Genomic DNA, 22,859 nt, shown 5'->3' on the forward strand with positions numbered 1-22,859 from the left:
ATGGTGGTGAAAAAGTTTTTCGGCAAAACCACGCGTGACGCGCTCAGACAAGTTCGAGAAGAACTGGGCGCGGACGCCCTGATTTTGTCCAACCGCCCCACCATGGGCGGAGGGGTGGAAATCATGGCGGTGGCTGACGCCGACGTCGCCAACCTCGCCACCAACCTGGCCACCTCCTCCAGCAAGCACCCGCCGCGCAACGCGCCGCCGGTGGTCAACCGCGCGCCCTCGCCGCTGCCCACCCCGGCAGGAGCGGCGGTCAACCGCGCCATCGCCCGCACTTACGCGATGCCGGTGGAGCCGCTGGACAGCCCGCCGCCGCCGCGCATCGAGGCGCAGCAACCGCGCCAACGCATCGAACCGGCCTTCGCGCCGGAACCCCAGGCCGCGCCCCGGCCATCCTATCCGCCGCCGCAGTACGCGCAAGCCTCGCCGCAAGCCGCCGCCGCGCCGCGCGTGCAAGCGCCGGCTCCAAGCGCCCCGCCGCCGCGCCCCGCCGCGCCTCCCGTCGCGAACAACGGCGAGGAGCCAGAGGTGATGGCTCAGGAACTCAAGCAGATCGGCGACGAGATCAAGCTGCTGCGCAGCCTGCTGCAAAGCCAGCTGGCCAGCTTCGCCTGGTCCGATATGGAAGGCAAAGCGCCCAATCGCCTCGAGTTGTTCAAACACCTGCTGGCCATGGGTTTTTCCGCCCACCTGATCCGCCAGCTGATCGAAAAGATGCCGGCTCAGTACGAGGCCGAGGTCGCGGTCAAGTGGGCGCGCTCGGCGCTGATGCACAACCTGAAGTGCGCCGACTCCGACAAGGAAATCATGGACCGCGGCGGCATCTTCGCGCTGGTCGGCCCCACCGGCGTCGGCAAGACCACCACCGTGGCCAAGCTGGCGGCCCGCGCCACCATGCGCTTCGGCGCCCAGCATGTGGCCTTGATCACCACCGACAGCTACCGGATCGGCGCTCAGGATCAATTGCGCATCTACGGCAAGATTCTCGGCATCCCGGTGTTTTCCATCCAGAACGAAGGCGATCTGCAACTGACCTTGGCCGATCTTTCCAACCGCCACATCGTCTTCATCGACACTGTGGGCATGGGCCAGCGTGACGCCCGCGTGCTGGCGCAGATTGAAATGTTCCGCACCGCCGGCCGGCCGATAGAACGGCTGCTGCTGCTGGCCTCCAACGCAGACGGCCAGACGCTGGAAGACGTGGTGCGCCGCTATCGCGGCGACGGCCTCACCGGCTGCGTCTTGTCCAAAATAGACGAATCCGTGGCGATGGGCCCCAGCCTGGACGTGATCATCCGCAACCGGCTGCGTCTGTTCTACATCACCAACGGACAGCGCGTGCCGGAAGACCTCCACGCCGCCCACGCCGGCTTCTTGGTGGACCGCGCGATGCGCTCGCTGCAGCAGCACTCCCCCTTCACCCTTCAGGCCGACGAACTGCCCATCATGAACGCGGCCCAAGCCGGATGGCTGTAAGCGCGATGCAGGATCAAGCCGCCAGCCTCCGCCTGCTCAGCGCCCGATCCGCGCGCGCCCCCAGCTTCGCCTTCATCGGTTCCGCCAGCGCCGGCGCCAGCACTGTGGCCACCGAACTGGCGCTGGGTCTGGCCTACGCCGGCCAGCGGCCGCTGCTGGTGGACTGTACGCTGGGTCAGGTGCAGGCGCGCCGGCTCGGCGTGCCCACCACCGCCACCCTGGAAAGCCAGGTGCTGACCCTGGGCGGGCTGGATGAGATGATGGTGGGCTCGCGCCAAGGCATTCAGTTGATCAATCTCTACGCCCGCCCGGAAGAGCGCGCGCTGTTCTCCGCCCAATTGTGGCTGCGCTTGGGCAGCGAGTTCGCCGCGCTGGAGCGCGACGCCTCGGTGTTATTGGTTGACGCCCCCAGCCCCGCTCACGATCCTGTGCCGGCCAGCGTAGCCGACAATTTGGTATTAGTGCTCACGCCGGCGGCGGAGTCGCTGACAACGGCCTACGCTAATATCAAGAGGTTGTCCGGCAGCTACGGCCGCCAGCGCTTCAATGTGCTGATCAACCGCGCGCGCCATCTGGAGGAAGCACGCGAACTATTCACCCGGCTGTCCGCCGCCACCGGCGAATTCTTGTCGGTGTCGCTGCGCTGGGTGGGCTTCGTGCCGATGGACAACGCGGTGCGCCGCAGCCAGACGCTGCGCCGGCCGCTGATGGAGGCGTTTCCGGACAGCGAGGCCGCGATGGCCTTCTCTCAGCTGGCCGCGGTGCTGCCGCAGTGGGACACCCAGGAAACGCCGCGCAGCGGCACCGGATTCATGGATTTGTTGATTGCCGCCTCGCGCGACTGGGCCGAGGCGGATGGAGTCAAACCGCTATGAGCTTGCCGTCCTTACGCCGAACCGGCTACGCCGCCGCCTCGCCTCCCGCCGAGATCGACGTGGAGGCCTACGCGCCGCTGGTCAAGAAGCTGGCCGGCATGATGATCGCCCGGCTGCCGGCCTCGGTCGACATCGACGACTTGATCCAGGTCGGCGTCATCGGCCTGATCGAGGCCGCGCGCCAGTTCGATCCGGCCCAGGGCGTGATGTTCGAAACCTTCGCCAGCCAACGAGTGCGCGGCGCCATGCTGGACGAATTGCGCCGCGAAGACTGGATGCCGCGCCAGGCGCGCCGCCACTCGCGCCAGATCGAGGACGCTGTCCGCCAGCTGGAACACCAACTGGGCCGCTCGCCGCTGGAATCGGAAATCGCCGCGCAAATGGGGCTGGAGCTGGAACAATACCAGGACATGCTGGGCGATTGCCGCGGCATGACCTTGCTGCATTTCGAAGACTTTTCCAACGACGACGGCGACGCGCTGCCCGACGCGGTGGCCAATGTCGCCGACGACGACTCGCCGGACCCGTTCGCCGCGCTGGCCGACGGCGGCTTCCGCCAGGCGCTGATAGACGGCATCAAGCTGCTGCCGGAGCGCGACCAGTTGGTGATGTCCCTGTATTACGAGCAGGAATTGAACTTGAAGGAAATCGGCGCGGTGCTCGGCGTCTCCGAATCGCGAGTCAGCCAACTGCACAGCCAGGCCATCGCCCGGCTGCGCGCGCGCATCAAGGACTGGCTCTGACCCTCCGCGCCCTGACGCGGCATAACATTAAAAACCGGAACTTCGCGTGGATAAGATAAGCATTGTAGCCATTCTGATGGGCCTGACCGCCATTATCGCGGGGCAGGCGCTGGAGGGCGGCAACATCGGCTCCCTGATGCAGCTGACCGCCTTCATGATCGTCATCGGCGGCACCGTCAGCGCGGTGATGCTACAAAGCACGCCCAAGCAATTCGCCGCCGGCGTGCGCATGCTCAAATGGATTTTCCAGCCGCCGGTGCTGGATCACGACAAGATGATCCGCGAAGTCATTAACTGGAGCCAGACCGCGCGCAAGGGCGGCCTGCTGGCGCTGGAAGGCTACATCAATCTGCAAAAAGACCCCTTCATCAAGAAAGCGCTGCAAATGCTGGTGGACGGCGCGGAGCCTGACACCTTGCGCTCGGTGATGGACGTGGAGATCTCCATGTTCGAACACGCGCGCAAACAAGCGGCGCGGATCTGGGAATCCGCCGGCGGCTACGCGCCGACCATGGGCATTCTGGGCGCGGTGCTGGGCCTGATCCACGTGATGGAAAACCTGTCCGACCCGTCCAAGCTGGGCGCAGGCATCGCCGTTGCCTTCGTTGCCACCGTCTACGGTGTCGGCTCCGCCAACTTGCTGTTCCTGCCCATCGCCAACAAGCTCAAGCACCTGATCGCCTCGGAAGTCGCCTTGAAAGAGCTGGTGGTGGAAGGCCTGGTCTCCATCGCCAACGGCGAAAACCCGCGCATCATCGAAAGCCGTCTCAAGGGCTTCCTGGCGATGCACGAGTAAAAAGCGCGCGCCCGGCGCGCGCTTTCCCGCCGGCGGCCTAAGAACCTGTTTACGATCTCGCGAGCAAGAGCGAGACAAGGCAAAAACGGCTGAAAAAGCGGAGTGTACACACGGTACATGAGCATTTTGAATGCCGCTTTCAACGCCGTATCGCCGACGCGTAGCGGATCGTAAACAGGTTCTAAGCGGCCGCCTTCCTCCTCTCCGCTCACCCCCTCCCCCATCGTCGTTTTTTGAAAGACAGGCCCCGCCTTTTTCGCTGCAATGGTCGGCGCGGCCAGACCCCTGGCCCGAAACCAAAGTAGCGCCCGCGCGCCGGCCCAGCGCCACAGCGAGGGAAAGCCCCTCTCCATCCCCTATTCCGCCTGGAACAGCAGATGAAAATATCGAGCCCGATATCCATCAAAACAATCTACGAACAATTGCTTCAACAACCGGCGGCCAAGCAGGGCAAAGCCCAGGACCTGAGATTCGGCCTGAGCAAAAGCGGCGCCCTGGTGGTGTACAACAGCCGGCTGCACAGCCTGCTGCACCCGGATCAGACCAAACGCGCCAAGGCCTTCGTCCGGCAGCTCTGCCAGGACCCAAACGCGCAAGCCAATCTTTACCACGCCAAAAAGGCCTTGATCAGCCAAAGCCGCGTGGTGCACGACCACGCCAAATACGGCGATCCCACGGCGAACTTCAGGCAGGACGCCAGGCAGAACAAAATCGTCACCACCTCCTCGCCGCAAGAAAAGCTCTTGTTCGAGCGGGATAAATCGCAAGTGCTGTCCGGCAGCGTGGCTCCACTGATCGGCAAGGGAGTGCTTTCCGTCGAAGGAGGCTCCCAGACAGCCGCCCCAGCCGGCGTCGTCGACTGCATCCGCTACGACAGCGATGGAGAGCAAAAAGGCAAGGACGCCATCTCCGCCGACTTCATCAAGTTCTACCACGGCGGCCAGACCAAGGCGGAGGAACTGATCCCCGGCACCCCGATCGGCAACCATTACAATAAATTCCAGTTTGGCGACGCGCTGCGGCTGATTGAAATCGGCAACGGCCTACAGGGCACGGTGGGCATGAAGTTCGACACCGGCAAGATGCAGGACGGCGATTGCTGCTTGTTCAGCGCCGGCGCGCTCTCCGGCTGCACCATGGTCTACGCGCTGAAGGAGGGAATGCTCTACGCCTACCACGCCGGAACCGTGAAAAACGGCGACGATCAATGGGAGACGGCAAGCGATGGAGCACGCTCCATTGTCGACGCCCATAGACGGCTCTGCGGCGACCAAGCTCCGCCAGACCATCCGGTCGGCAATAACCGCGAACTGGCCGCCTTTCTTCACGAGCATTTCGAGCACGCGATGATGGTGTACAGCGGCAAAGGCGAAAACCTGGACCTAGGCGAACATAGCCGCCTTGGCCATTTTGACTACAGCAAAACCTCGCCGCAGGAGCTGGCCAGCGTCGGCAACGCGCTGGCGCTGCTCAAGAAAACGGGAGACCGTCTGAGCATCGAGTTTCTGGGCGACAGCATGCAGATCAATCACAACTGCGGCGTTCATTCACAGGACGCCGAAATTTACGCGGTCGACATGAGTCAGCTTTGAGCCCACGCCCAATCAGCGACAAGCCGCCGCTACTGGAAAAACTGCTGTAAGTAATCGACGAAAGCCCGGACCTTGCCCGGCACGTGCCGCCGCGCCGGGTACACCGCCGACAAGTCCAGGCAATGCCAGTCGTAATCGCTGAGCAACGGGACCAGCGTGCCGTCCGACAGGCCCTGCTCCACCAGAAAGCGCGGCTGCAGGATCACCCCCATGCCGTGGACGGCGGCGTCCGTCAGGATGTCGCCGTTGTTGGCTCGCAGCATGCCCTTGACCTTGACCCGGCCGCTGCTGCCGTCCGGCGCGGTGAAGTCCCATAGGTTGGGCTGCGCGGTCAGCGCGTACAACAGACACTGATGCCCGGCCAGATCCGCTGGCGTAGCCGGCGTGCCGCAGCGTTGCAGATAGCTGGGCGCGGCGACGACCAGATCTTTTATCCGCGCCAGCCGGCGCGCCACCAAGGAGGAGTCCGACAGATTCGACACCCTCAACCCCAGGTCGAAGCCTTCTTCCACCAAGTCCACCCGCCTGTCGTTCAAGTTGAGCTCCACTTCGATCTGTGGATACTGCTGGTGAAAACCGGCCACCGCGCGTCCCAGGTAACGCATGCCGAAGGAAACCGGCGCCGACACCCGCAAGCGCCCCACCGGACTACTGGCGCCCTGCGATAAACGGGCGTCCAGATCGTCAAGCTCAGCCAACAGGCCGCCGGCTTGCCCCAGATAGGTCTCGCCCGCCTCGGTCAGCGACAAACGTCGCGTGGTGCGATGCATCAGCCGCACGCCCAAACGCCCTTCCAGACTGGACACCAGCTTGGTCACCATCGCCCGCGACAGCTCCAGCCGCTCGGCGGCGGCGACGAAACTGCCCAACTCCGCCACGCAAACGAAGGCGCGGATTTCCGAAAAGCGGTCCATGATCATTTCCTATTGGTAAACAATATTTTTATTAATAGCGGATTTATTGAGTTTTCTCTACATGGTCAAATGCACTCCATCGCAAACTTGATTGGAACCCACCATGAACCGCTTCCAAAACCCCGCCCTCGGCACCCTGATCCTGCGCCTGTCGCTGGGTCTGATGTATCTGTCCCACGGCCTGCTCAAACTGTTGGTGTTCACCCCGGCCGGCACCGCCGGTTACTTCGCCAGCCTGGGCCTGCCCGGCTTCGTCGGCTACCTGGCCATCCTGGCCGAGGTCGGCGGCGGCCTGCTGCTGCTGTCCGGCTTCTTCGCCCGCTGGGTGGCCCTGGCGCTGACCCCGCTGTTACTCGGCACCATCGTGCTGGTGCACGGCGCCCACGGCTGGATGTTCGCCAACGAAGGCGGCGGCTGGGAATACCCGGCTTTCCTGATCGCCGGCTCGCTGGCCCTGTTCTTTCTAGGCGACAACAAGCGCCAGGCCTGAAACGACGGCGCCTGACGCGTGTCCAAGACGGCGGCCCTCCAAAAGGCCGCCGTTTTTCATTTCGCGCATAACAAAAATGCAACAGCCGTCCGACCTCGGGCCCCGCCGCCAAGACACTCGCATTTCCACGCAAAACCAATCCCCGTCGCAGCCAGCCTCGTCTCTCCGCCATCGTCTCCGCGCGAACTAGTGCAAATACGTGAATTCCTACTTGCGCAATTTCTTGATTGCCATCAAGCTGCACCGTTATTTCGATGTAGTTAAACTACAATATTGGCATCATATCGCCAGTTGGACAGTAAGCGTCTGTACTGTTGCTGCGCCATGAATGTCACAGCTCCATCGAATCAAGACAGGCCTTTCCCTACGGTGTACCCTATCCGGCACGCCAATGCGGAACCGCTCATGAAGAAGCAGGCCGACGCTCGTAATAAAACAACTGATAAATTCCCGATCTGAGGAGTTACATATGAGCACACCCTTGCCAAGACTGAAGATCCTCGCCCCCCTCTCCGGGTGGCTGGTCGCCCTGGACACCGTCCCGGATCCGGTGTTCGCCGGCAAGATGGTGGGAGACGGCATCTCGCTGGACCCCACCTCCTGCAGTCTGCTCGCGCCGGTCTCCGGCGTCGTCAGCAACCTCCATTCCGCGCACCACGCGCTCACCATCACTTCGCCCGAAGGCGTCGAAGTCATGGTGCACATCGGCATCGACACCGTCATGCTCAAAGGCCAGGGCTTCCAGCCGCTGGTGGAGCAAGGGCAGCGCGTCAGCGCCGGTCAGGCGCTGATCGACTTCAATCTGGATTTGGTGGCGCGCAACGCGCAAAGCCTGCTGACCCAGATCATCATTACCAACGGGGACGAAACCGTCAGCGCCATGCACCGCGCCAGCGGCTTGGTCGAGGCCGGCAAGACCGCGGTACTGGAGCTTGAACTGGCCGGCGCGGCCGCTGCCGCGGCGCCGGCGGTCGGCGGCGCCAAACTGCTGTCGCCGGAAATCGAAATCACCAATCCCGCCGGCCTGCACGCTCGCCCGGCCGCCGTGTTCGCCAGCAAGGCGAAAAGCTTCCAGTCCGACATTCACTTGCTGTTGGACGAGCAGTCCGCCAACGCCAAGTCCGTGGTCGGCGTAATGGGCCTGTCCACCCGCAACGGCGACAAGGTACGCATCGAAGCGGCCGGCGCGGACGCTGAACAGGCGCTGGCCGAACTGACCCAACTACTGCTGGACCGCTGCGGCGAGGCCGAAGACGAAGCGCCGGCAGCGCCCGCGCCCATCGCCGCCGTAGCCCAACAACAGGAAAGCGCCGAGCTGCTGGTCGGCGTCGGCGCCTCGCCCGGCCTGGCCATCGGCCGCGTCTACCATCACCGGCTGCAGGAATTCGACGTGCCGGAATTCGGCCAGGGCGCCAGCCTGGAGCAGCAACACTTCGCTCGCGCCACTGAAGAAGCCGCCCAGCAGATAGACGCGGTCAAGAGTCAGCTGACCGACAAAGCCAAACAGGCCATCCTGTCCATGCACCAGGAACTGCTGCAAGACCCGGACCTGCTGGCGCAAACCTACGCCGGCCTGGCGGACGGCAAGTCCGCCGCCTGGTCCTGGCGCGCCGCCTTCAGCTCCTACTCCGCGCGCCTGGAAGCGCAAGACAACGCGCTGCTGCGCGAACGCGCCAACGACATCCGCGACGTGGGCCGCCGCGTGCTGGCGCTGCTGGCCGGCGTCAAACAGGCCAGCCTGGATGTGCCTGCCGGCTCCATTCTGATCGCGGAAGACCTGACTCCGTCCGACACCGCCGCGCTGGACCCCAACAAGGTGCTGGGCTTCTGTACCCGCACCGGCGGCGCCACCAGCCACGTGGCCATCCTGGCGCGTTCGCTGGGCATACCGGCGATCTGCGGCATCTCCCAAGCCGCGCTGGCCCTGCCCGACAGCGAACAGGTCATCATCGACGGCGGCCGCGGCACGCTGCGCATCGCGCCGAACGCCGAGCAGTTGGCCACTGCCGAGGCGGAGATCGCGCAGATCGCGGAACGCCGCGCGGCCGAGGCGGCGATGTCGCAGCGGGAGGCCCGCACCAGCGACAGCGTCCGCATCGAAGTGGTGGCCAATATCCGCAACGCCGCCGACGCGCGCGAAGCGGTGGCCAAGGGCGCCGAGGGCGTGGGTCTGCTGCGTTCGGAGTTCCTGTTCGACAACCGCGACACCCCGCCCAGCGAGCAGGAACAGGCGGATGAATACTGCGCGGTGGCCCGCGCGCTGGGCACGGAACGCCCGTTGGTGGTGCGCACGCTGGACGTGGGCGGCGACAAGCCCTTGTCTTACCTGCCCCTGCCCAAGGAGGACAACCCCTTCCTTGGCCTGCGCGGCATCCGCGTCAGCCTGGAACGCCCGGACCTGTTGCGCACCCAGTTGCGCGCCATCTTGCAGGCCGCGCCGCTGACCCGCTTGCACATCATGTTCCCCATGGTGGCCTCGCTGGACGAGTTGCGCGCCGCCAAGGCCATCCTGGCCGAAGAGCAGGCCGCCAGCGGCAGGCAAGACGTCAAGGTGGGCATCATGGTGGAAGTGCCGTCCGCCGCCGTCATGGCCGCGCGCTTTGCGCCGGAAGTGGACTTCTTCTCCATAGGCACCAACGACCTGACTCAGTACGTGCTGGCGATGGACCGCGGCCACCCGCAGCTGGCCAAGCAAGCCGACGCGCTGCACCCGGCGGTGCTGGCGATGATAGCGATGACTTGCGACGGCGCCCGCGCCCACGGCAAATGGGTGGGTATCTGCGGCGGCCTGGCCTCCGACGAACGCGCCGCGCCGCTGCTGGTGGGCATGGGCGTCACCGAGCTGTCGGTCAGCACCCCGGCGCTGGCCGCGGTCAAAGCCACGCTGTCGCGCTGGAGCGCGGCGGAGTGCCTGACCCTGGCGCAGCAGGCGCTGGCCCTGTCCACGGCGAGCGAAGTCCGCGAGCATCTGAACTCGCAAGCCCGATAAACAAAGCGCTCCGGCCATCCGGAGCGATGTGGGGCGGCGAACGCCGCCCGCTATTTCCTACGCTGTTGAGCAAGGAATGAACCACCATGTTTAGTCAATCATTCGCATTTCTGCAAAAGATCGGCAAAGCGCTGATGCTGCCGGTGGCCGTGCTGCCGGTGGCCGGCCTGCTGCTGGGCATAGGCGCCACCGATTTCCACACCCAGAGCACTGTGGCGCTGGCCATCCTGTCGCTGATGAAAAACGCCGGCGACGTGATCTTCGGCAATCTGCCGCTGATCTTCGCCGTCGGCGTGGCGCTGGGCTTTACCGAGAACGACGGCGTGGCCGCGATCGCCGCGGTGATCGGCCATCTGGTCACCACCGTCACTCTAGGGGTGATGGCCGGCCTGATGGGCGTCAAACCCGACACCATCATGGGTCTGCCGTCGATACAGACCGGGGTGTTCGGCGGCATTCTCGCCGGCGGCCTGGCGGCGTATATGTTCAACCGCTATTACCGGATCAAGCTGCCCGAATATCTGGGCTTCTTCGCCGGCAAGCGCTTTGTGCCCATCATCACCGCCATCAGCGCCATCGCGCTGGGCGTGGCCCTGTCCTTCATCTGGCCGCCGATAGGCAACGCCATCAAGAGCTTCTCGCAGTGGGCCGCGGTCAGCGATCCGCGCACCGCCGCCACCGTCTACGGCTTTGTCGAGCGCCTGCTGCTGCCCTTCGGCCTGCACCATATCTGGAACGTGCCCTTCTTCTTTGAAATCGGCGCCTTCCCCGACGCGGTGAGCGGCAAGATGATACACGGCGACATCAACCGCTTCTTCGCCGGCGATCCCACCGCGGGCATCCTGTCCGGGGCCTTCCTGTTCAAGATGTTCGGTCTGCCGGCGGCGGCCATCGCCATCTGGCATTCGGCCAAGCCGGAGAACCGCGTCAAGGTGGGCGGCATCATGATTTCCGCCGCGCTGACGTCCTTTTTGACCGGCATCACCGAACCCATCGAATTCTCCTTCCTGTTCGTGGCGCCGGTGCTGTATTTCCTCCACGCTTGCCTGGCGGCGTCGGCGCAATTCATCGCCAACACCCTGGACATGCACATGGGTTTCACCTTCTCCCAGGGCGGCATCGACTTCCTGATGTTCAACCTGATCGGCGACAAGGCCAAACACGCCTGGTACGTGTTCATCCTCGGCCCGATCTACGCCGTCATCTACTACAGCGTGTTCCGCTTCGTCATCGCCAAGTTCAACCTGAAAACCCCGGGCCGCGAGGATGAGAGCGCCGAAGCCGGCGTGGAGCTGAGCGAAGACGCGCGCGCGCGCGAACTGGTACTGGCCTTTGGCGGCCGTTCCAACATCAGCAGCCTGGACGCCTGCATCACCCGGCTGCGCATCGCGGTGCGCGAGCCGGCCAAGGTGAATCAGGCCAAGCTCAAGAGCATGGGCGCGTCCGGCGTGGTGGTGGTGGGCAACGGCATCCAGGCCATCTTCGGCCCTCGGTCGGAAAACCTGAAAACCGATATGGAAATCTATCTGCGCGGCGCCGGCGCGGACGCCGAACTCGACGCTCCCGCCAAGGCGCCGGCTCCAGTGGCTCATGCCGCAACGCCGACGCCCGCCGCGGATCAAAACCAAGCCGCGGCGCTACGCCAGGCGCTGGGCGGCGCGGCCAACCTGGCCAAGGTGGAAGCCATCGCCCATACCCGTTTGCGCGTGGAGCTGAAACAGGGGTCTCAGTTCAATCAAGACGCCGCCCGCGCGGCCGGCGTGGCGGCGATGCTGGAAGTCGCCCCCGGCGTCTGGCATTTGATCGTCGGCGACCGGGCCGCCGGCCTGGCGCAAGCGCTGCAAGACTGAACGAGTCCTCTCCGACATGCAAAACGCCAGCGCTTGCGCTGGCGTTTTTTATTGGAACTCCGCTCCCGACTACAAAGCGAACAAGTCGCGCAGATGACGCGCCACGCCGGCCTCGCGGTTGCTGCCTATGCGCGGCACATCCGGCAGTTGCTCTGCCAGACGAGCCTGGGCATTGCCCATCATTCGCGGATGGCCGGCGGTGCGCAGCAGTTCGATATCGTTCTGGCCGTCGCCGAAAGCCAGGCAATGCGCCTTGTCCAGGCCCAAATCCGCCAGCACCAGCTCCAGCGCGTGGCCTTTGGATACGCCGGGCGCCATCACTTCCAGGCAGTCGTCGGCCGAGAAAGTAATATACAGCTCGTCGCCAAAGGCCTGGTGCAGCTTGCGCTCCACCTCCAGCAAATGCGCGTGCTCTCCGATGTAGAGCACTTTGCCGACGCCCGCGCCGCTGTGTCCGGCCAGATCGGCCAGTTGATAACGCAAGCCGGAATCGGCGTGGAAGTTGAGCAGATACTGGCAAGGCTGATCGATCAGCCAAGCGTCGTCCAGATAGAAGTTCAGCACGGTGCCGGCGGCGAATTCCGCTTGCGCCAGCCTGCGTACCAAGGCGGGATCGATATCCTGGCGATGCACCAGCTTGTCGTCGGGATCATGCACCCGCGCGCCGTTGGAAGTAATCAGGTGGGCGCGGATGCCCAGCGCCTGACGAATGCCCTGCACGTCCAGATAATGGCGGCCGGTGGCGATGGCGAATCGCACGCCTCGCGCCTGCAAAACTTGCAAGGTGCTGGCGGTGAAGTCGTCCACCGCGTGATTGGGGTCCAGCAAGGTGCCATCCAGATCGGATGCGATGAAGTGATACACCATCAAACTCCCGCGACAACAGAAGCGCACATTATACGCCCGCCCGGCGATGCTGCCCATCAATGCGAGCGGACGCTTTCTGCTCCGAACTGGTATCAGTTGGGCGCGGCCTCGCCGCCAAACTGCTCATAGGCCTGCAACGCCTCCGCCGCCGTCATCAAGGACGGGCCGCCGCCCATATAGACGGCCACCTGCAGCATCTCCATGAATTCGGCGCGGCTGCAACCCAGTTCCACCAGCGCCTTGGCGTGGAAAGCCAGGCAGCCCTGACAACGGTTGGCGATGCCTATGGCCAGCGCGATCAGCTCCTTGGTCTTGTTCGACAGAGCACCGTCCGCGTGAGCGGCGCGGCTCATCTGGCCGAAGCCTTTCATGGTTTCCGGAATTTCCTTGCGCAGCTTGCTCAACTCCGCGCCGAGCTCCGCGCTTAATTCGGGATAGCTGTAACTCATGGCCCGTCTCCTCAACATAACAATATATATTATATTTAATTATATATTGAAAAGCAAAAGCAAGCGGCAATGCAAAAAGCCGAACTCAGTGAGTTCGGCTTTTTTGATATCTGGTGGCCAGTCGCGGAATCGAACCACGGACACGCGGATTTTCAATCCGCTGCTCTACCAACTGAGCTAACTGGCCGACGGGTGCTGAAGCTAAGGCGGTGATGGTGGCCAGTCGCGGAATCGAACCACGGACACGCGGATTTTCAATCCGCTGCTCTACCAACTGAGCTAACTGGCCATCACTGCTGCGCTGTCGCGCCGTCAGAGCCACGCATTTAATCAGAGGACGCTATTCGCGTCAAGGAATAATTGCAAAAAAACGAGCTGTCGTCAGACAGGAAAAACAGACGGGCCGGTCCTCCGAGAAGACCTGCCCGCCGGATCAAAGACTTAGATCGCGTCCGGCTGACGGGATGGATGCGCGTCGGCGAAAGCCGACAACCGCTCCAGTGCGTCGGCTATGCGAACGATGTTTGGATAAGCCGCCAGATCCAAGCCAAAACGCCGGGCGCTGAATACCTGCGGCAACAGGCAAACATCGGCCAGCGTCGGCTGCTCGCCCGCCGCATAGCGGCCAGGCGTTGCGGCCAGCAACGGCTCCAGCGCGTCGAAGCCGGTCTGAATCCAGTGCCGTATCCATTCCGCCTTGCCTTCCTCGTCCTTGCCGTACTCCGTCTGCAGATACTTGCCAACCCGGACGTTTTGCAATGGGTGGATGTCGGCGGCGATGGCCAGCGCCAACGCGCGCACCCGCGCCCTCGCCACCGCGCCGGCCGGCAGCAGCCGCGGCGTATCCGGATAAGCTTCGTCCAGGTATTCGCAGATGGCCAGGGACTGCGCGATCTTGACTCCGCCGTCGTCCAGCAACGGCACCAAGCCCTGCGGGTTGATCGCAAGATACTCGGAGCTGCGCTGCTCGTCCTTGAGCAGATTGACCGCTTGATAACGGTAATCCAGCCCCTTGAGATTCAACGCGATGCGCACCCGGTAGGCGGCGCTGGAGCGGAAATAACCGTACAGCACGCGCTCAGTCATGCTTCACCACAATCTGTTCAATAGCGCCGAAGACGCTGGCGCCGGCGGCGTCCTTCATCTCGATGCGAACACGGTCGCCCACTTTCATGAACGGAGTCGTCGGCGCGCCGCTCTCTATGGTTTCTATCATCCGCTGTTCCGCCAGGCAGCAGGAGCCTACGCTGCGGTCGTGATTGGACACGGTGCCGGAACCGATGATGGAGCCGGCCGCCAGTTCGCGAGTCTTGGCCACGTGAGCCACCAATTGCGGGAAGCTGAACTGCATCTCCACGCCGGCATTGGGATGGCCGTAAGGCGCGCCGTTGTATTCCACCAGCAGCGGCAAATGCGCCTTGCCGTCGCGCCAGGCCGCGCCCAGCTCGTCCGGGGTCACCGCCACCGGCGAGAAGGCGGTGGCCGGCTTGCTCTGGAAGAAGCCGAAGCCCTTGGCCAGCTCATTCGGGATCAGATTGCGCAGACTGACATCGTTGACCAGCATCAGCAGGCGGATCTGGCCCGCGCAGGCGTCGGCGTCAGCGCCCAGCGGCACGTCGCCGGTGATCACCGCCACCTCGCCCTCGAAGTCCAGCCCCCAGGCTTCGTCGCGCAGCGGGATGGGCGCCAGCGGCGGCAGGAAGGCGTCGGAGCCGCCCTGGTACATCAGCGGATCGTGGTAGAAGCTGGCCGGCACCTCGGCGCCGCGCGCCTTGCGCACCAGCTCGACATGGTTCAGATAAGCGCTGCCGTCCGCCCATTGATAGGCGCGCGGCAGCGGGCTGTGACAACGCTGTGGCTCAAACGGGAAAGCGCCCGGCACCTCGCCTTCGTTAAGCGCGGCGTAAACCTCCTGCAAACGCGGCGCCAGCGCGTCCCAGCCGTCCAGCGCCTGTTGCAGGCTGGCGGCGATCTGCGGCACCGCCACCGCGCGGGACAGGTCGCGGCTGACGACCAACAGCTGACCGTCGCGGGTTTGATTCTGATATGTGGCGAGTTTCATCTTCTATTCTTTCTGCAGCTGGGCAGCTGAAATTCCAGTGATACAGTATGACATTCACGACATCGCCTGAACGCTATCGCGTCGCGAGCAAGCCGAGGTCGGCAGGAGAAGCGCAGCGGTACAAATGGTACCGCGAGCATCGCAGCGCCGAGATCGGCTTGCGCAGCAGCGATAACGCCAGGCGACTAGGGCTTGGGTTTCCAGCTATCCACATACTGGGTCCACTCCACCTCCGGCATCTGCGGCCCCTGCTCCAAAGCGTCGCGCGTGTCTATCATCACCGCCACTTCGTCGGTGAAGGTCTTGGGGTCCGTCATCGCCTTGGCGAAGGCCTTGGGATGCGGCCCGTGAGTGAAGCCGGCCGGATGGAAAGTCAGCATGCCCGGCTTGATGTTGTCGCGGCTGAAGAAATCGCCGGCGTGATAGAAGATCACTTCGTCGTAATCGTCGTTGTTGTGATAGAACGGAACCTTCAAAGCGCCGGGATCGGATTCGATCGGCCGCGGCACAAAGGTGCAGATCACGAAGCCGTCGGCGACGAAAGTGGTGTGCGCAGACGGCGGCAAATGGTAGCGATGGCTCATCAGCGGCCGGATATCGCGCCAGTTGATGCGAGCGACGGAATGGTTGCCGTGCCAGCCTACCGCGTCCAGCGGGTTGAACGGATAGGTCACGGTGGACAGCGCGCCGCGGCGCTTGATCACTACTTGCCACTCGTCCTCGGTCTGCTGGGCGCGGAAAGCGTCGTCGATCGCCGGCACATCCAGCATCGCCTCGTCGAAAATGGCGTGCGGGCCCACCAGGCCTTTGTCCGGCAATTGGTAGGCGCCGTTGCTAGCCTCGATCAGCAACATGGTGGTGGGCGCGGCCGGTTCGATGCGCCAACTGGTGGAACGCGGCATCAGGATGTAGTCGCCGTCGCGATAGCTCAGGTGGCCGTAATCGCAGAACAGCTCGCCGCTGCCGGCGTGGATGAACAACATGTCGTCGCCGTCGCCGTTGCGGAACAGCTGGGTCATCGCCTGATCCACGCTCCAGATGCGCAGCTTGCACTGCGCATTGTGCAACACCAGCGGCGCAGCCCAGGGCGCGGCGACGTTCTTGGGCAGTTCGTTCAGATCAAAGGCGCGCGGGCGCAACGGGCCTTCCCAGGCGCTCCAGCCGGTGGGCGGGTGCTTGTGATGCAGATGAGTGGCGGGGCCGAAAAAACCGCTGCGGCCCACTTCCCGCTCATAGATGGCCGTGTCCGGAAAGTCGGCGTGCGCCTGGCGCGAGACGGTGCCTTCGCGGTGGGGGTACTGAATCCATTTACGCATGGTGTGTCCTTCAATCCCGCCGCCTGGGCGGCGGGATGGCATCGATGAACTGCGGGCTTTAGATGACGCCGCGGCGGATCTGGTCCTCTTCGATCGACTCGAACAGGGCGCGGAAGTTGCCCTCGCCAAAGCCCTCGTTGCCCTTGCGCTGGATGATCTCGAAGAAGATCGGGCCGATCACGGTCTCGGTGAAGATCTGCAGCAGGATGCCGGCGCCGTCCACCGGCGCGCCGTCCACCAGGATGTGGTTCTTGTGCAGACGTGCCAGATCCTCGCCGTGCCCCGGCACGCGCTCGTCCACTTTTTCATAATAGGTGTCGGGAGTATCGAGGAAACGAGTGCCGGCGGCTTTCAGCGTTTCCACGGTCTTGTAAATGTCGCGAGTGGTCAACGCGATGTGCTGGATGCCTTCGCCGTGGTATTCGCGCAGGAATTCCTCGATCTGGCTCTTGTCGTCGGAAGACTCGTTGATCGGGATGCGGATTTTTCCGCAGGGGCTGGTCATCGCCTGGGACACCAGGCCGGTGAGCTTGCCCTCGATATCGAAGTAGCGGATTTCGCGGAAGTTGGCGATATCGGTGTAGAAGCCCGCCCACTTGGCCATATTGCCGCGAAACACGTTGTGGGTCAGGTGATCGATCTCATACAGGCCCACGCCTTCCGGATGCTGATCCACGCCCTCCAGCGGCACGAAATCCACGTCGTAGATGCTGTGATCCGGGCCGTAGCGGTCGACGAAATACAGCGCCGAGCCGCCAATCCCCTCCACGGCAGGAATATTCAACTCCATGAAGCCGATTGGGCGCTCGTACTTTTTGGCGCCGTGGGCCAGCGCGTATTCATAGGCCTTGGCCGCGTCCTTGACACGCCACGCCATCGCACAAGCCGACGGACCGTGTTCATGGCCAAAAGCGTTGGCCGGCTGCGACGATTCGCCGTTCAAGATGAAATTGATATCGCCCTGACGGAAAAGGCTGACGTTCTTGCTGCGGTGGCGCGCCACTTCGCTGAAGCCCAAGGACAGGAACAGGGCCTTCAGCTTGGCGAGGCCTTCCGCTGTGGGAGAGGTGTATTCGACAAATTCAAAACCGTCGGTAGCTAGAGGGTTCTGCAGCATGGTTTCCATTTTCATCTGTTTCTCCTGTTGTAGATGAGTGTGCGGCCGGTTGGCGGCGAGCGGAGCATGACGCCGCTCTGAACCGGCGACTTGATCTTGCATTCCGCGCAACAAGCTTGTTTATAAACAAATAACAGTAGCTTTTGATGACATGTCTTGTGATAGTCTTGTCATGACATGTTGTAAAAAGCCCTGCGCAACGCATTTGGTTTCGCGTGGAAAAGTCGGAAGGGAAAAGACTGAATGAGGAGAAAGGCGCTTGCCGCGCGCTGATTTGGCTTGCCGTGACGCGCGGCAAGCTTCTCCTCAAAATGTGAATCTTATCTCCGCCGTCTTATTCGCTCGACAAACCCCGGTGCTTTTTTAGCGCCGTGTGTAGAATGCGTTTTTAGGCTTTTTATTCTATGGAAACTACGGGGCAATTTTCTTGCTAAATACCAAGAAACCATTAATAACTAAGTATAAAACACTAATATTTTGCCTCTTTTAGGAGAAAACATGCCAAGTCTTACATTAGATAAGACAGACTTGCGTATTCTGGCCGAACTGCAGCATGACGGCCGCTTAACCAATGTGGAATTAGCAGAACGGGTGGCCCTGTCTCCATCCCCTTGCCTGCGTCGCCTGAAACAGCTGGAGGAATCCGGCGTGATTCGCCAGTACGTGGCGCTGCTGGACCCCGCCCGCATCGGCTTGGGTCTGCAAGCCTGGGTGCGGGTTACGCTGGAAAAACGCGGCAACGCGCATTTGCAAAGCTTTATCGAGGCGGTGCAAAGCTGGCAGGAGGTCATCAACTGCTTTGCGATGACCGGCGAGATGGACTATCTGCTGCAAGTGTATTTCGAGGACATGGAGCACTTTTCGCGCTTCGTGATGGACGAGCTGTTGCAACACCCCGGTGTCGCCGATGTGAAGTCCAGCTTCGTGCTCAAGGAGATCAAGCGGACGACTTCACTGCCGCTCGGCCAGTTGCGTGGTCTTTAAGGCGGGGCGGCCTTGCACCGCATGCGGATTCGAAACAAAACGGCCCGGTATACCGGGCCGTTTTGCATGAGAAAGCGTCCAGACTCACAAGCCCAATCGCTGCCAGATAGTGGACACCAGCCCGGCCTGATTCAGCGTGTAGAAGTGCAGACCCGGCGCGCCGTGCTGCAGCAGGCGGTCGCACAACTCGGTCACCACGTCCAGGCCCAGCGCGCGGATGGACGCGCTGTCGTCGTAATAGGCTTGCATGCGCTGGCGCAGCCAGCGCGGCACTTCCGCGCCACACATGTCGGAAAAACGACACAGTTGCCCAAAGTTGGAGATCGGCATGATGCCCGGAACGATGGGAATATTCACGCCCCGGCCCTGAACTTCGTCGACGAAGCGGAAATAGGCGTCGGCATTGAAGAAATACTGGGTCATCGCCGAGTTGGCGCCGGCATGGACCTTGCGCACAAAGTTGTTGAGGTCGTCCTCGGCCGAACGCGCCTGCGGATGGAATTCCGGATAGGCGGCCACTTCGATGTGGAAATGATCGCCGTGCTCGGCGCGGATGAACTCCACCAGCTCGTTGGCGTAACGAAACTCTCCGGCTGCCACCATGCCGGACGGGATGTCGCCGCGCAAGGCGACGATGTGGCGGATGCCGTTGTTGCGGTATTCGTTGAGAATGGCGCCGATATTCTCGCGGGTGGAACCAATGCAGGACAGGTGCGGCGCGGCGGCGTGGCCTTCACTGCGGATTTCCAGCACTGTCGCCAGCGTGCCGTCGCGGGTGGTGCCGCCGGCGCCGAAGGTGACTGAGAAAAACTGCGGCTTGAATTGGGCCAATTGCTGGCGCGTGGTGCGCAGCTTGGCAATGCCTTCCGGGGTCTTGGGCGGAAAGAATTCGAAACTGAAGGTTCGGCTCTGTGCTGTCATGATCTCTCTGTATCTCCCTGCGGGAGACTCCTTTGTTTTTATATAGGATGACCGCGGTCCGCGGCGGCGGACAAGAAAAAACGGACAGCACCATTCTAATAGCCCTGTCCGTTTTTCTATCGTTATAAAAATCAATAACGATAGTGATCCGGCTTATAAGGGCCTTGCTTGGGCACGCTGATGTAGGCGGCCTGCTCGTCGGACAGCTCGGTCAACCGGGCGCCGATGCGGCCCAAGTGCAAGCGCGCCACCTTCTCGTCCAGATGCTTGGGCAACACATACACCTGTTTGCCGTATTGCTGGCCGTTGGCGAAGATTTCCACCTGAGCCAGCACCTGGTTGGTGAAGGAGTTGGACATCACGAAGCTGGGGTGGCCGGTGGCGCAACCCAGGTTGACCAGCCGGCCCTCGGCCAACAGGATCACTCGCTTGCCGTCAGGGAAAATGATGTGGTCCACCTGCGGCTTGATATTGTCCCACTGGTACTGGCGCAGGCTGGCGACTTCGATCTCGCTGTCGAAATGGCCGATATTGCAGACGATGGCGTTGTTGCGCATCTTCTTCATATGTTCGTGGGTGATCACGCCGACATTGCCGGTGGCGGTGACGAAGATGTCGGCCTGGTCGGCCACCTCGTCCATGCGCACCACGCGATAGCCTTCCATCGCCGCCTGCAATGCGCAGATCGGGTCCACCTCGGTCACCCACACCGTGGCGCCCAGGCCGCGCAAGCTCTGCGCGCAGCCCTTGCCCACGTCGCCGTAGCCCAGCACCACCGCAACCTTGCCGGCCACCATCACGTCGGTGGCCCGCTTGATGCCGTCCACCAGCGATTCGCGGCAGCCGTAGAGGTTGTCGAACTTGGACTTGGTTACCGAATCATTGACGTTGAAGGCAGGGAACGGCAAGCGGCCTTCCTTCTCCAGCTGGTACAGGCGGTGCACGCCGGTGGTGGTTTCCTCGGTCACGCCCTTGATGTGCTTGAGCCGCTTGGAGTACCACTGCGGATCTTTCTGCAGATAGCGTGCGATGGCGGCGAACAACGCGGTCTCTTCCTCGTTGGACGGATGACTGATCACGCCGCGATCGGTTTCCGCCTTGCTGCCCAACATCAGCAGCAAGGTGGCGTCGCCGCCGTCGTCCAGAATCATATTGGCGGGCTCATGCTCCGGCCATTCGAAGATTTTGTGGCTGAACTCCCAGTACTCGTCCAGGCTCTCGCCCTTGAAAGCGAACACAGGGATGCCGGCCGCGGCGATGGCGGCGGCGGCGTGGTCTTGGGTGGAGAAGATATTGCAAGACGCCCAGCGCACTTCCGCGCCCAGCGCCACCAGGGTCTCGATCAAGACCCCGGTCTGGATCGTCATGTGCAGACTGCCGGCGATGCGCGCGCCGCGCAGCGGCTGGCTGTGCCGGTGCTCGTCGCGCAAGGCCATCAGGCCGGGCATTTCTGTTTCGGCAATCGCCAGTTCCTTGCGGCCCCAGGCGGACAGATTGATATCGGCAACATGAAAATCGGTGAAATCAGCCATCGCGAGCATTCCTTAGTTCACGCAGCCGGCCAGGATGCGGCTCACCCGCTCCCGTGCCCGGCACGGTTTTGATCAGGTGAGCGCCGTTGAAACGGGAGCGGCCCGAGCCTGGGGATGGATCATCCTCGCAGCGCCCCTCGGGCCGACCGGTCGCCGGCGGCGTGGACACGCGGACGGCGACGTTTCGATTATACCTATGCCGCTCGGAAAAGGTAGGAGTCTGCATGCCAAGAAGATACACTAGCCGCTTGCCGATTCATCCTCGCCCCATGACTTTCGACTTCACCCCGCTGGCCGCCCTGTCCGGGATCGCCGCGCTGATTTCCACCGCCATCGCCGCCATCGCCTGGTATCGCCGCCAGTTTCCCGGCGTGCGCTGGCTGGCGCTGCTGATGAGTTCGGTGGCCTTCTGGGCAGCCGGCGCCATGTGCGAGCTGTCCGCCGCCAGCCTGTCCGCGAAGATCGCCTGGTCCAAGCTGGAATACCTCGGCACGCTGAGCACCCCGGTGCTCTTCCTGCTGCTGGCGCTGGACTACAACCGCATCCAGCTGAGCCGGCGCTGGCTGGCGGCGCTGTTCGCCCTGCCCTTGCTCTGCCTGCTGCTGGCGCTCAGCAACGAAAGCCACCATCTGGTGTGGACCGGCTACCGGCCCAGCCCCTCCGGCTACAATCTGCTGATCTACGGGCACGGCCCGGCGTTCTGGATCGGCATCGCCGGCTATTCCTACCTGATGATGCTGATCGGCTCGCTGATGCTGATCCGCGCTCTGCATTACTACCCGGCCCACTTCCGCGGCCAGTCCATCGTGCTGATGGCCAGCGCCTGCGCGCCCTGGCTGGGCAATATTCTCTACCTGAGCGGCGCCATGCCCTTGCAGGGCCTGGACCCTACGCCCCTCGCCTTCACCGTCACCGGCCTGGTGTTCGCGCTGGACCTGCTCTACCTGCGTCTGCTCTACCTGGTGCCGGTGGCGCGCGCGCGTTCCTTCGAGGCCATGGGAGACGGGGTGCTGGTGATAGACGACAAGTTCCGCATCCTGGACCTCAACCCGGCCGCCGCCCGGCTGCTGAGCCGGCCCGGCCGCTTGCTGCTGGGCCAGGCCTTGCCTGCGGACTGGCCGCGCGAACAGATCCTGAGCGGCCGAGAACCATCACTGGAGCTATCCTTGCAAGACGGCGCGCGCATTCTGGACCTGCGCGTGTATCCGATCGCTCAGCAGCCTCAGCCTCACTCCAGCCGCATGCTGGTGGCCCGCGACATCACCGAGCGGCGCCGGGCCGAGGAGGCGCTGCGCGGCGCCAATCAGACCCTGGCCTTGCGCATCGCCGAAATCGAAGCGCTGCTGGCGGCGCTGCGCGAACAGGCCTTGCGCGACCCGCTGACCGGTTTATACAACCGCCGCTATCTGGACGACACCTTCGCCCACGAACTGAGCCGCGCGCGCAGCGAGGGCGCGCCGCTCAGCATCGCGCTGATCGATCTGGACGATTTCAAGCGCATCAACGACAGCTTCGGTCATTACTTCGGCGACGAGGTCTTGCGCCGCCTGTCCGCGCTGCTGGCCGAAGACGGCCGCGGCGGCGACATCCTCTGCCGCCTGGGCGGGGAGGAGTTCCTGGTGCTGATGCCCGGCGCCGACGGCGAGCAGGCCCTGCGCCGCGCCGAAACCTGGCGCGCCGCCTTCCAACGACTGCCGCACGGCGCCGGCGACGACAGTTTCTGCGCCACCTTCTCCTGCGGACTGGCCGCCTTCCCCCTGCACGCCGACAGCCCAGCCACCCTGTACCAGGCCGCGGACCGCGCCTTGTACGCGGTCAAGGCCGGCGGCAAGAACGCCTGCCGCCTGAGCGCGGCCCTCTAAACAAGACACAAAAAAACG

19 protein-coding genes, 2 tRNA genes and 1 riboswitch are annotated in these 22,859 nt (G+C 63.3%); of the genes, 10 read left to right on the top strand and 11 right to left on the bottom strand.

The features are described from left to right. The 5 genes from flhF to B0T39_RS06735 all read left to right on the top strand — a co-directional run bounded on the left by flhF (position 1) and on the right by B0T39_RS06735 (position 5,488). The gene (gene flhF / locus B0T39_RS06715) at positions 1-1,482 is read left to right on the top strand and encodes a flagellar biosynthesis protein FlhF (protein ID WP_081545391.1); all 1,482 of its coding nucleotides are present in this window, start codon (positions 1-3) and stop codon (positions 1,480-1,482) included. 5 nt (positions 1,483-1,487) lie between these two features. Next, positions 1,488-2,357: a MinD/ParA family ATP-binding protein gene (locus B0T39_RS06720; protein WP_081545392.1), complete on the top strand. Its 870-nt coding sequence runs from the start codon at positions 1,488-1,490 to the stop codon at positions 2,355-2,357. Further along, positions 2,354-3,100 (top strand): RNA polymerase sigma factor FliA, encoded by a 747-nt coding sequence (locus B0T39_RS06725; protein ID WP_081545393.1) that lies wholly within the window; start codon positions 2,354-2,356, stop codon positions 3,098-3,100. The genes B0T39_RS06720 and B0T39_RS06725 overlap by 4 nt, the downstream gene beginning before the upstream one ends. 46 nt (positions 3,101-3,146) lie before the next feature. Beyond that, on the top strand, positions 3,147-3,896 hold the full coding sequence (locus B0T39_RS06730; protein ID WP_081545394.1) for a flagellar motor protein: 750 nt from the start codon (positions 3,147-3,149) through the stop codon (positions 3,894-3,896). A 377-nt stretch (positions 3,897-4,273) separates the two neighbouring features. After that, positions 4,274-5,488 carry a cytotoxic necrotizing factor Rho-activating domain-containing protein gene (locus B0T39_RS06735; RefSeq protein ID WP_081545395.1) on the top strand — a complete coding sequence of 405 codons (1,215 nt, stop codon included), beginning with the start codon at positions 4,274-4,276 and terminating at the stop codon, positions 5,486-5,488. A gap of 29 nt (positions 5,489-5,517) precedes the next feature. On the opposite strand, the gene B0T39_RS06740 is transcribed toward B0T39_RS06735, so the two are convergent. Next, positions 5,518-6,402: a LysR family transcriptional regulator gene (locus B0T39_RS06740; protein WP_081545396.1), complete on the bottom strand. Its 885-nt coding sequence runs from the start codon at positions 6,400-6,402 to the stop codon at positions 5,518-5,520. Positions 6,403-6,505: 103 nt separating this feature from the next. Between B0T39_RS06740 and B0T39_RS06745 the strand changes: the two genes are divergently transcribed. From B0T39_RS06745 to ptsG, 3 genes are all read left to right on the top strand, one after another. After that, on the top strand, positions 6,506-6,892 hold the full coding sequence (locus B0T39_RS06745; protein WP_019103721.1) for a DoxX family protein: 387 nt from the start codon (positions 6,506-6,508) through the stop codon (positions 6,890-6,892). Between the two features lie 469 nt (positions 6,893-7,361). Continuing rightward, positions 7,362-9,881: a phosphoenolpyruvate--protein phosphotransferase gene (gene ptsP, locus B0T39_RS06750; protein WP_081545397.1), complete on the top strand. Its 2,520-nt coding sequence runs from the start codon at positions 7,362-7,364 to the stop codon at positions 9,879-9,881. Positions 9,882-9,967: 86 nt separating this feature from the next. Further along, entirely contained in the window at positions 9,968-11,731 is a 1,764-nt protein-coding gene (ptsG, locus tag B0T39_RS06755) for a PTS glucose transporter subunit IIBC (RefSeq protein WP_081545398.1), read from the top strand. Positions 11,732-11,800: 69 nt separating this feature from the next. Here the strand turns inward: ptsG and B0T39_RS06760 are convergent, their stop codons facing one another. From B0T39_RS06760 to hppD, 8 genes are all read right to left on the bottom strand, one after another. Beyond that, positions 11,801-12,598 (bottom strand): Cof-type HAD-IIB family hydrolase, encoded by a 798-nt coding sequence (locus B0T39_RS06760; protein WP_217806203.1) that lies wholly within the window; start codon positions 12,596-12,598, stop codon positions 11,801-11,803. 92 nt (positions 12,599-12,690) lie between these two features. After that, positions 12,691-13,047: a carboxymuconolactone decarboxylase family protein gene (locus tag B0T39_RS06765; RefSeq protein WP_081545399.1), complete on the bottom strand. Its 357-nt coding sequence runs from the start codon at positions 13,045-13,047 to the stop codon at positions 12,691-12,693. Between the two features lie 111 nt (positions 13,048-13,158). Beyond that, positions 13,159-13,234 (bottom strand) — tRNA-Phe (locus B0T39_RS06770). Positions 13,235-13,260: 26 nt separating this feature from the next. Continuing rightward, positions 13,261-13,336 (bottom strand) — tRNA-Phe (locus B0T39_RS06775). A gap of 152 nt (positions 13,337-13,488) precedes the next feature. Next, complete coding sequence (gene maiA, locus B0T39_RS06780; protein ID WP_081545400.1) at positions 13,489-14,133, bottom strand: maleylacetoacetate isomerase; 645 nt, start codon at positions 14,131-14,133, stop codon at positions 13,489-13,491. Next, entirely contained in the window at positions 14,126-15,109 is a 984-nt protein-coding gene (locus B0T39_RS06785; protein ID WP_081545401.1) for a fumarylacetoacetate hydrolase family protein, read from the bottom strand. Before B0T39_RS06785 ends, maiA begins: the two co-directional genes overlap by 8 nt. A gap of 185 nt (positions 15,110-15,294) precedes the next feature. Further along, positions 15,295-16,425, bottom strand: a complete 1,131-nt coding sequence (locus B0T39_RS06790; protein ID WP_081545402.1) for a homogentisate 1,2-dioxygenase — start codon at positions 16,423-16,425, stop codon at positions 15,295-15,297. 58 nt (positions 16,426-16,483) lie between these two features. Further along, a complete protein-coding gene (gene hppD / locus B0T39_RS06795; RefSeq protein ID WP_081545403.1) occupies positions 16,484-17,557 on the bottom strand; it encodes a 4-hydroxyphenylpyruvate dioxygenase in 1,074 nt (357 codons plus the stop codon). Positions 17,558-18,040: 483 nt separating this feature from the next. On the opposite strand from hppD, the gene B0T39_RS06800 reads away from it, so the two are divergent. Further along, on the top strand, positions 18,041-18,526 hold the full coding sequence (locus B0T39_RS06800; protein ID WP_039756263.1) for an Lrp/AsnC family transcriptional regulator: 486 nt from the start codon (positions 18,041-18,043) through the stop codon (positions 18,524-18,526). 84 nt (positions 18,527-18,610) lie between these two features. Here the strand turns inward: B0T39_RS06800 and metF are convergent, their stop codons facing one another. Together metF and ahcY are read right to left on the bottom strand one after the other, a co-directional pair. Next, positions 18,611-19,447, bottom strand: coding sequence for a methylenetetrahydrofolate reductase [NAD(P)H] (gene metF, locus B0T39_RS06805; RefSeq protein WP_081545404.1), 837 nt, complete (start codon positions 19,445-19,447; stop codon positions 18,611-18,613). A gap of 131 nt (positions 19,448-19,578) precedes the next feature. Continuing rightward, positions 19,579-20,988, bottom strand: coding sequence for an adenosylhomocysteinase (ahcY, locus tag B0T39_RS06810; RefSeq protein ID WP_176219500.1), 1,410 nt, complete (start codon positions 20,986-20,988; stop codon positions 19,579-19,581). 62 nt (positions 20,989-21,050) lie between these two features. After that, positions 21,051-21,124: riboswitch (S-adenosyl-L-homocysteine riboswitch) on the bottom strand. A 79-nt stretch (positions 21,125-21,203) separates the two neighbouring features. On the opposite strand from ahcY, the gene B0T39_RS06815 reads away from it, so the two are divergent. Continuing rightward, entirely contained in the window at positions 21,204-22,841 is a 1,638-nt protein-coding gene (locus tag B0T39_RS06815; RefSeq protein WP_081545406.1) for a histidine kinase N-terminal 7TM domain-containing diguanylate cyclase, read from the top strand. Positions 22,842-22,859 lie beyond the last annotated feature (18 nt).

The sequence above is a fragment of the Chromobacterium haemolyticum genome (assembly GCF_002081825.1).
Lineage (GTDB): Bacteria > Pseudomonadota > Gammaproteobacteria > Burkholderiales > Chromobacteriaceae > Chromobacterium > Chromobacterium fluminis.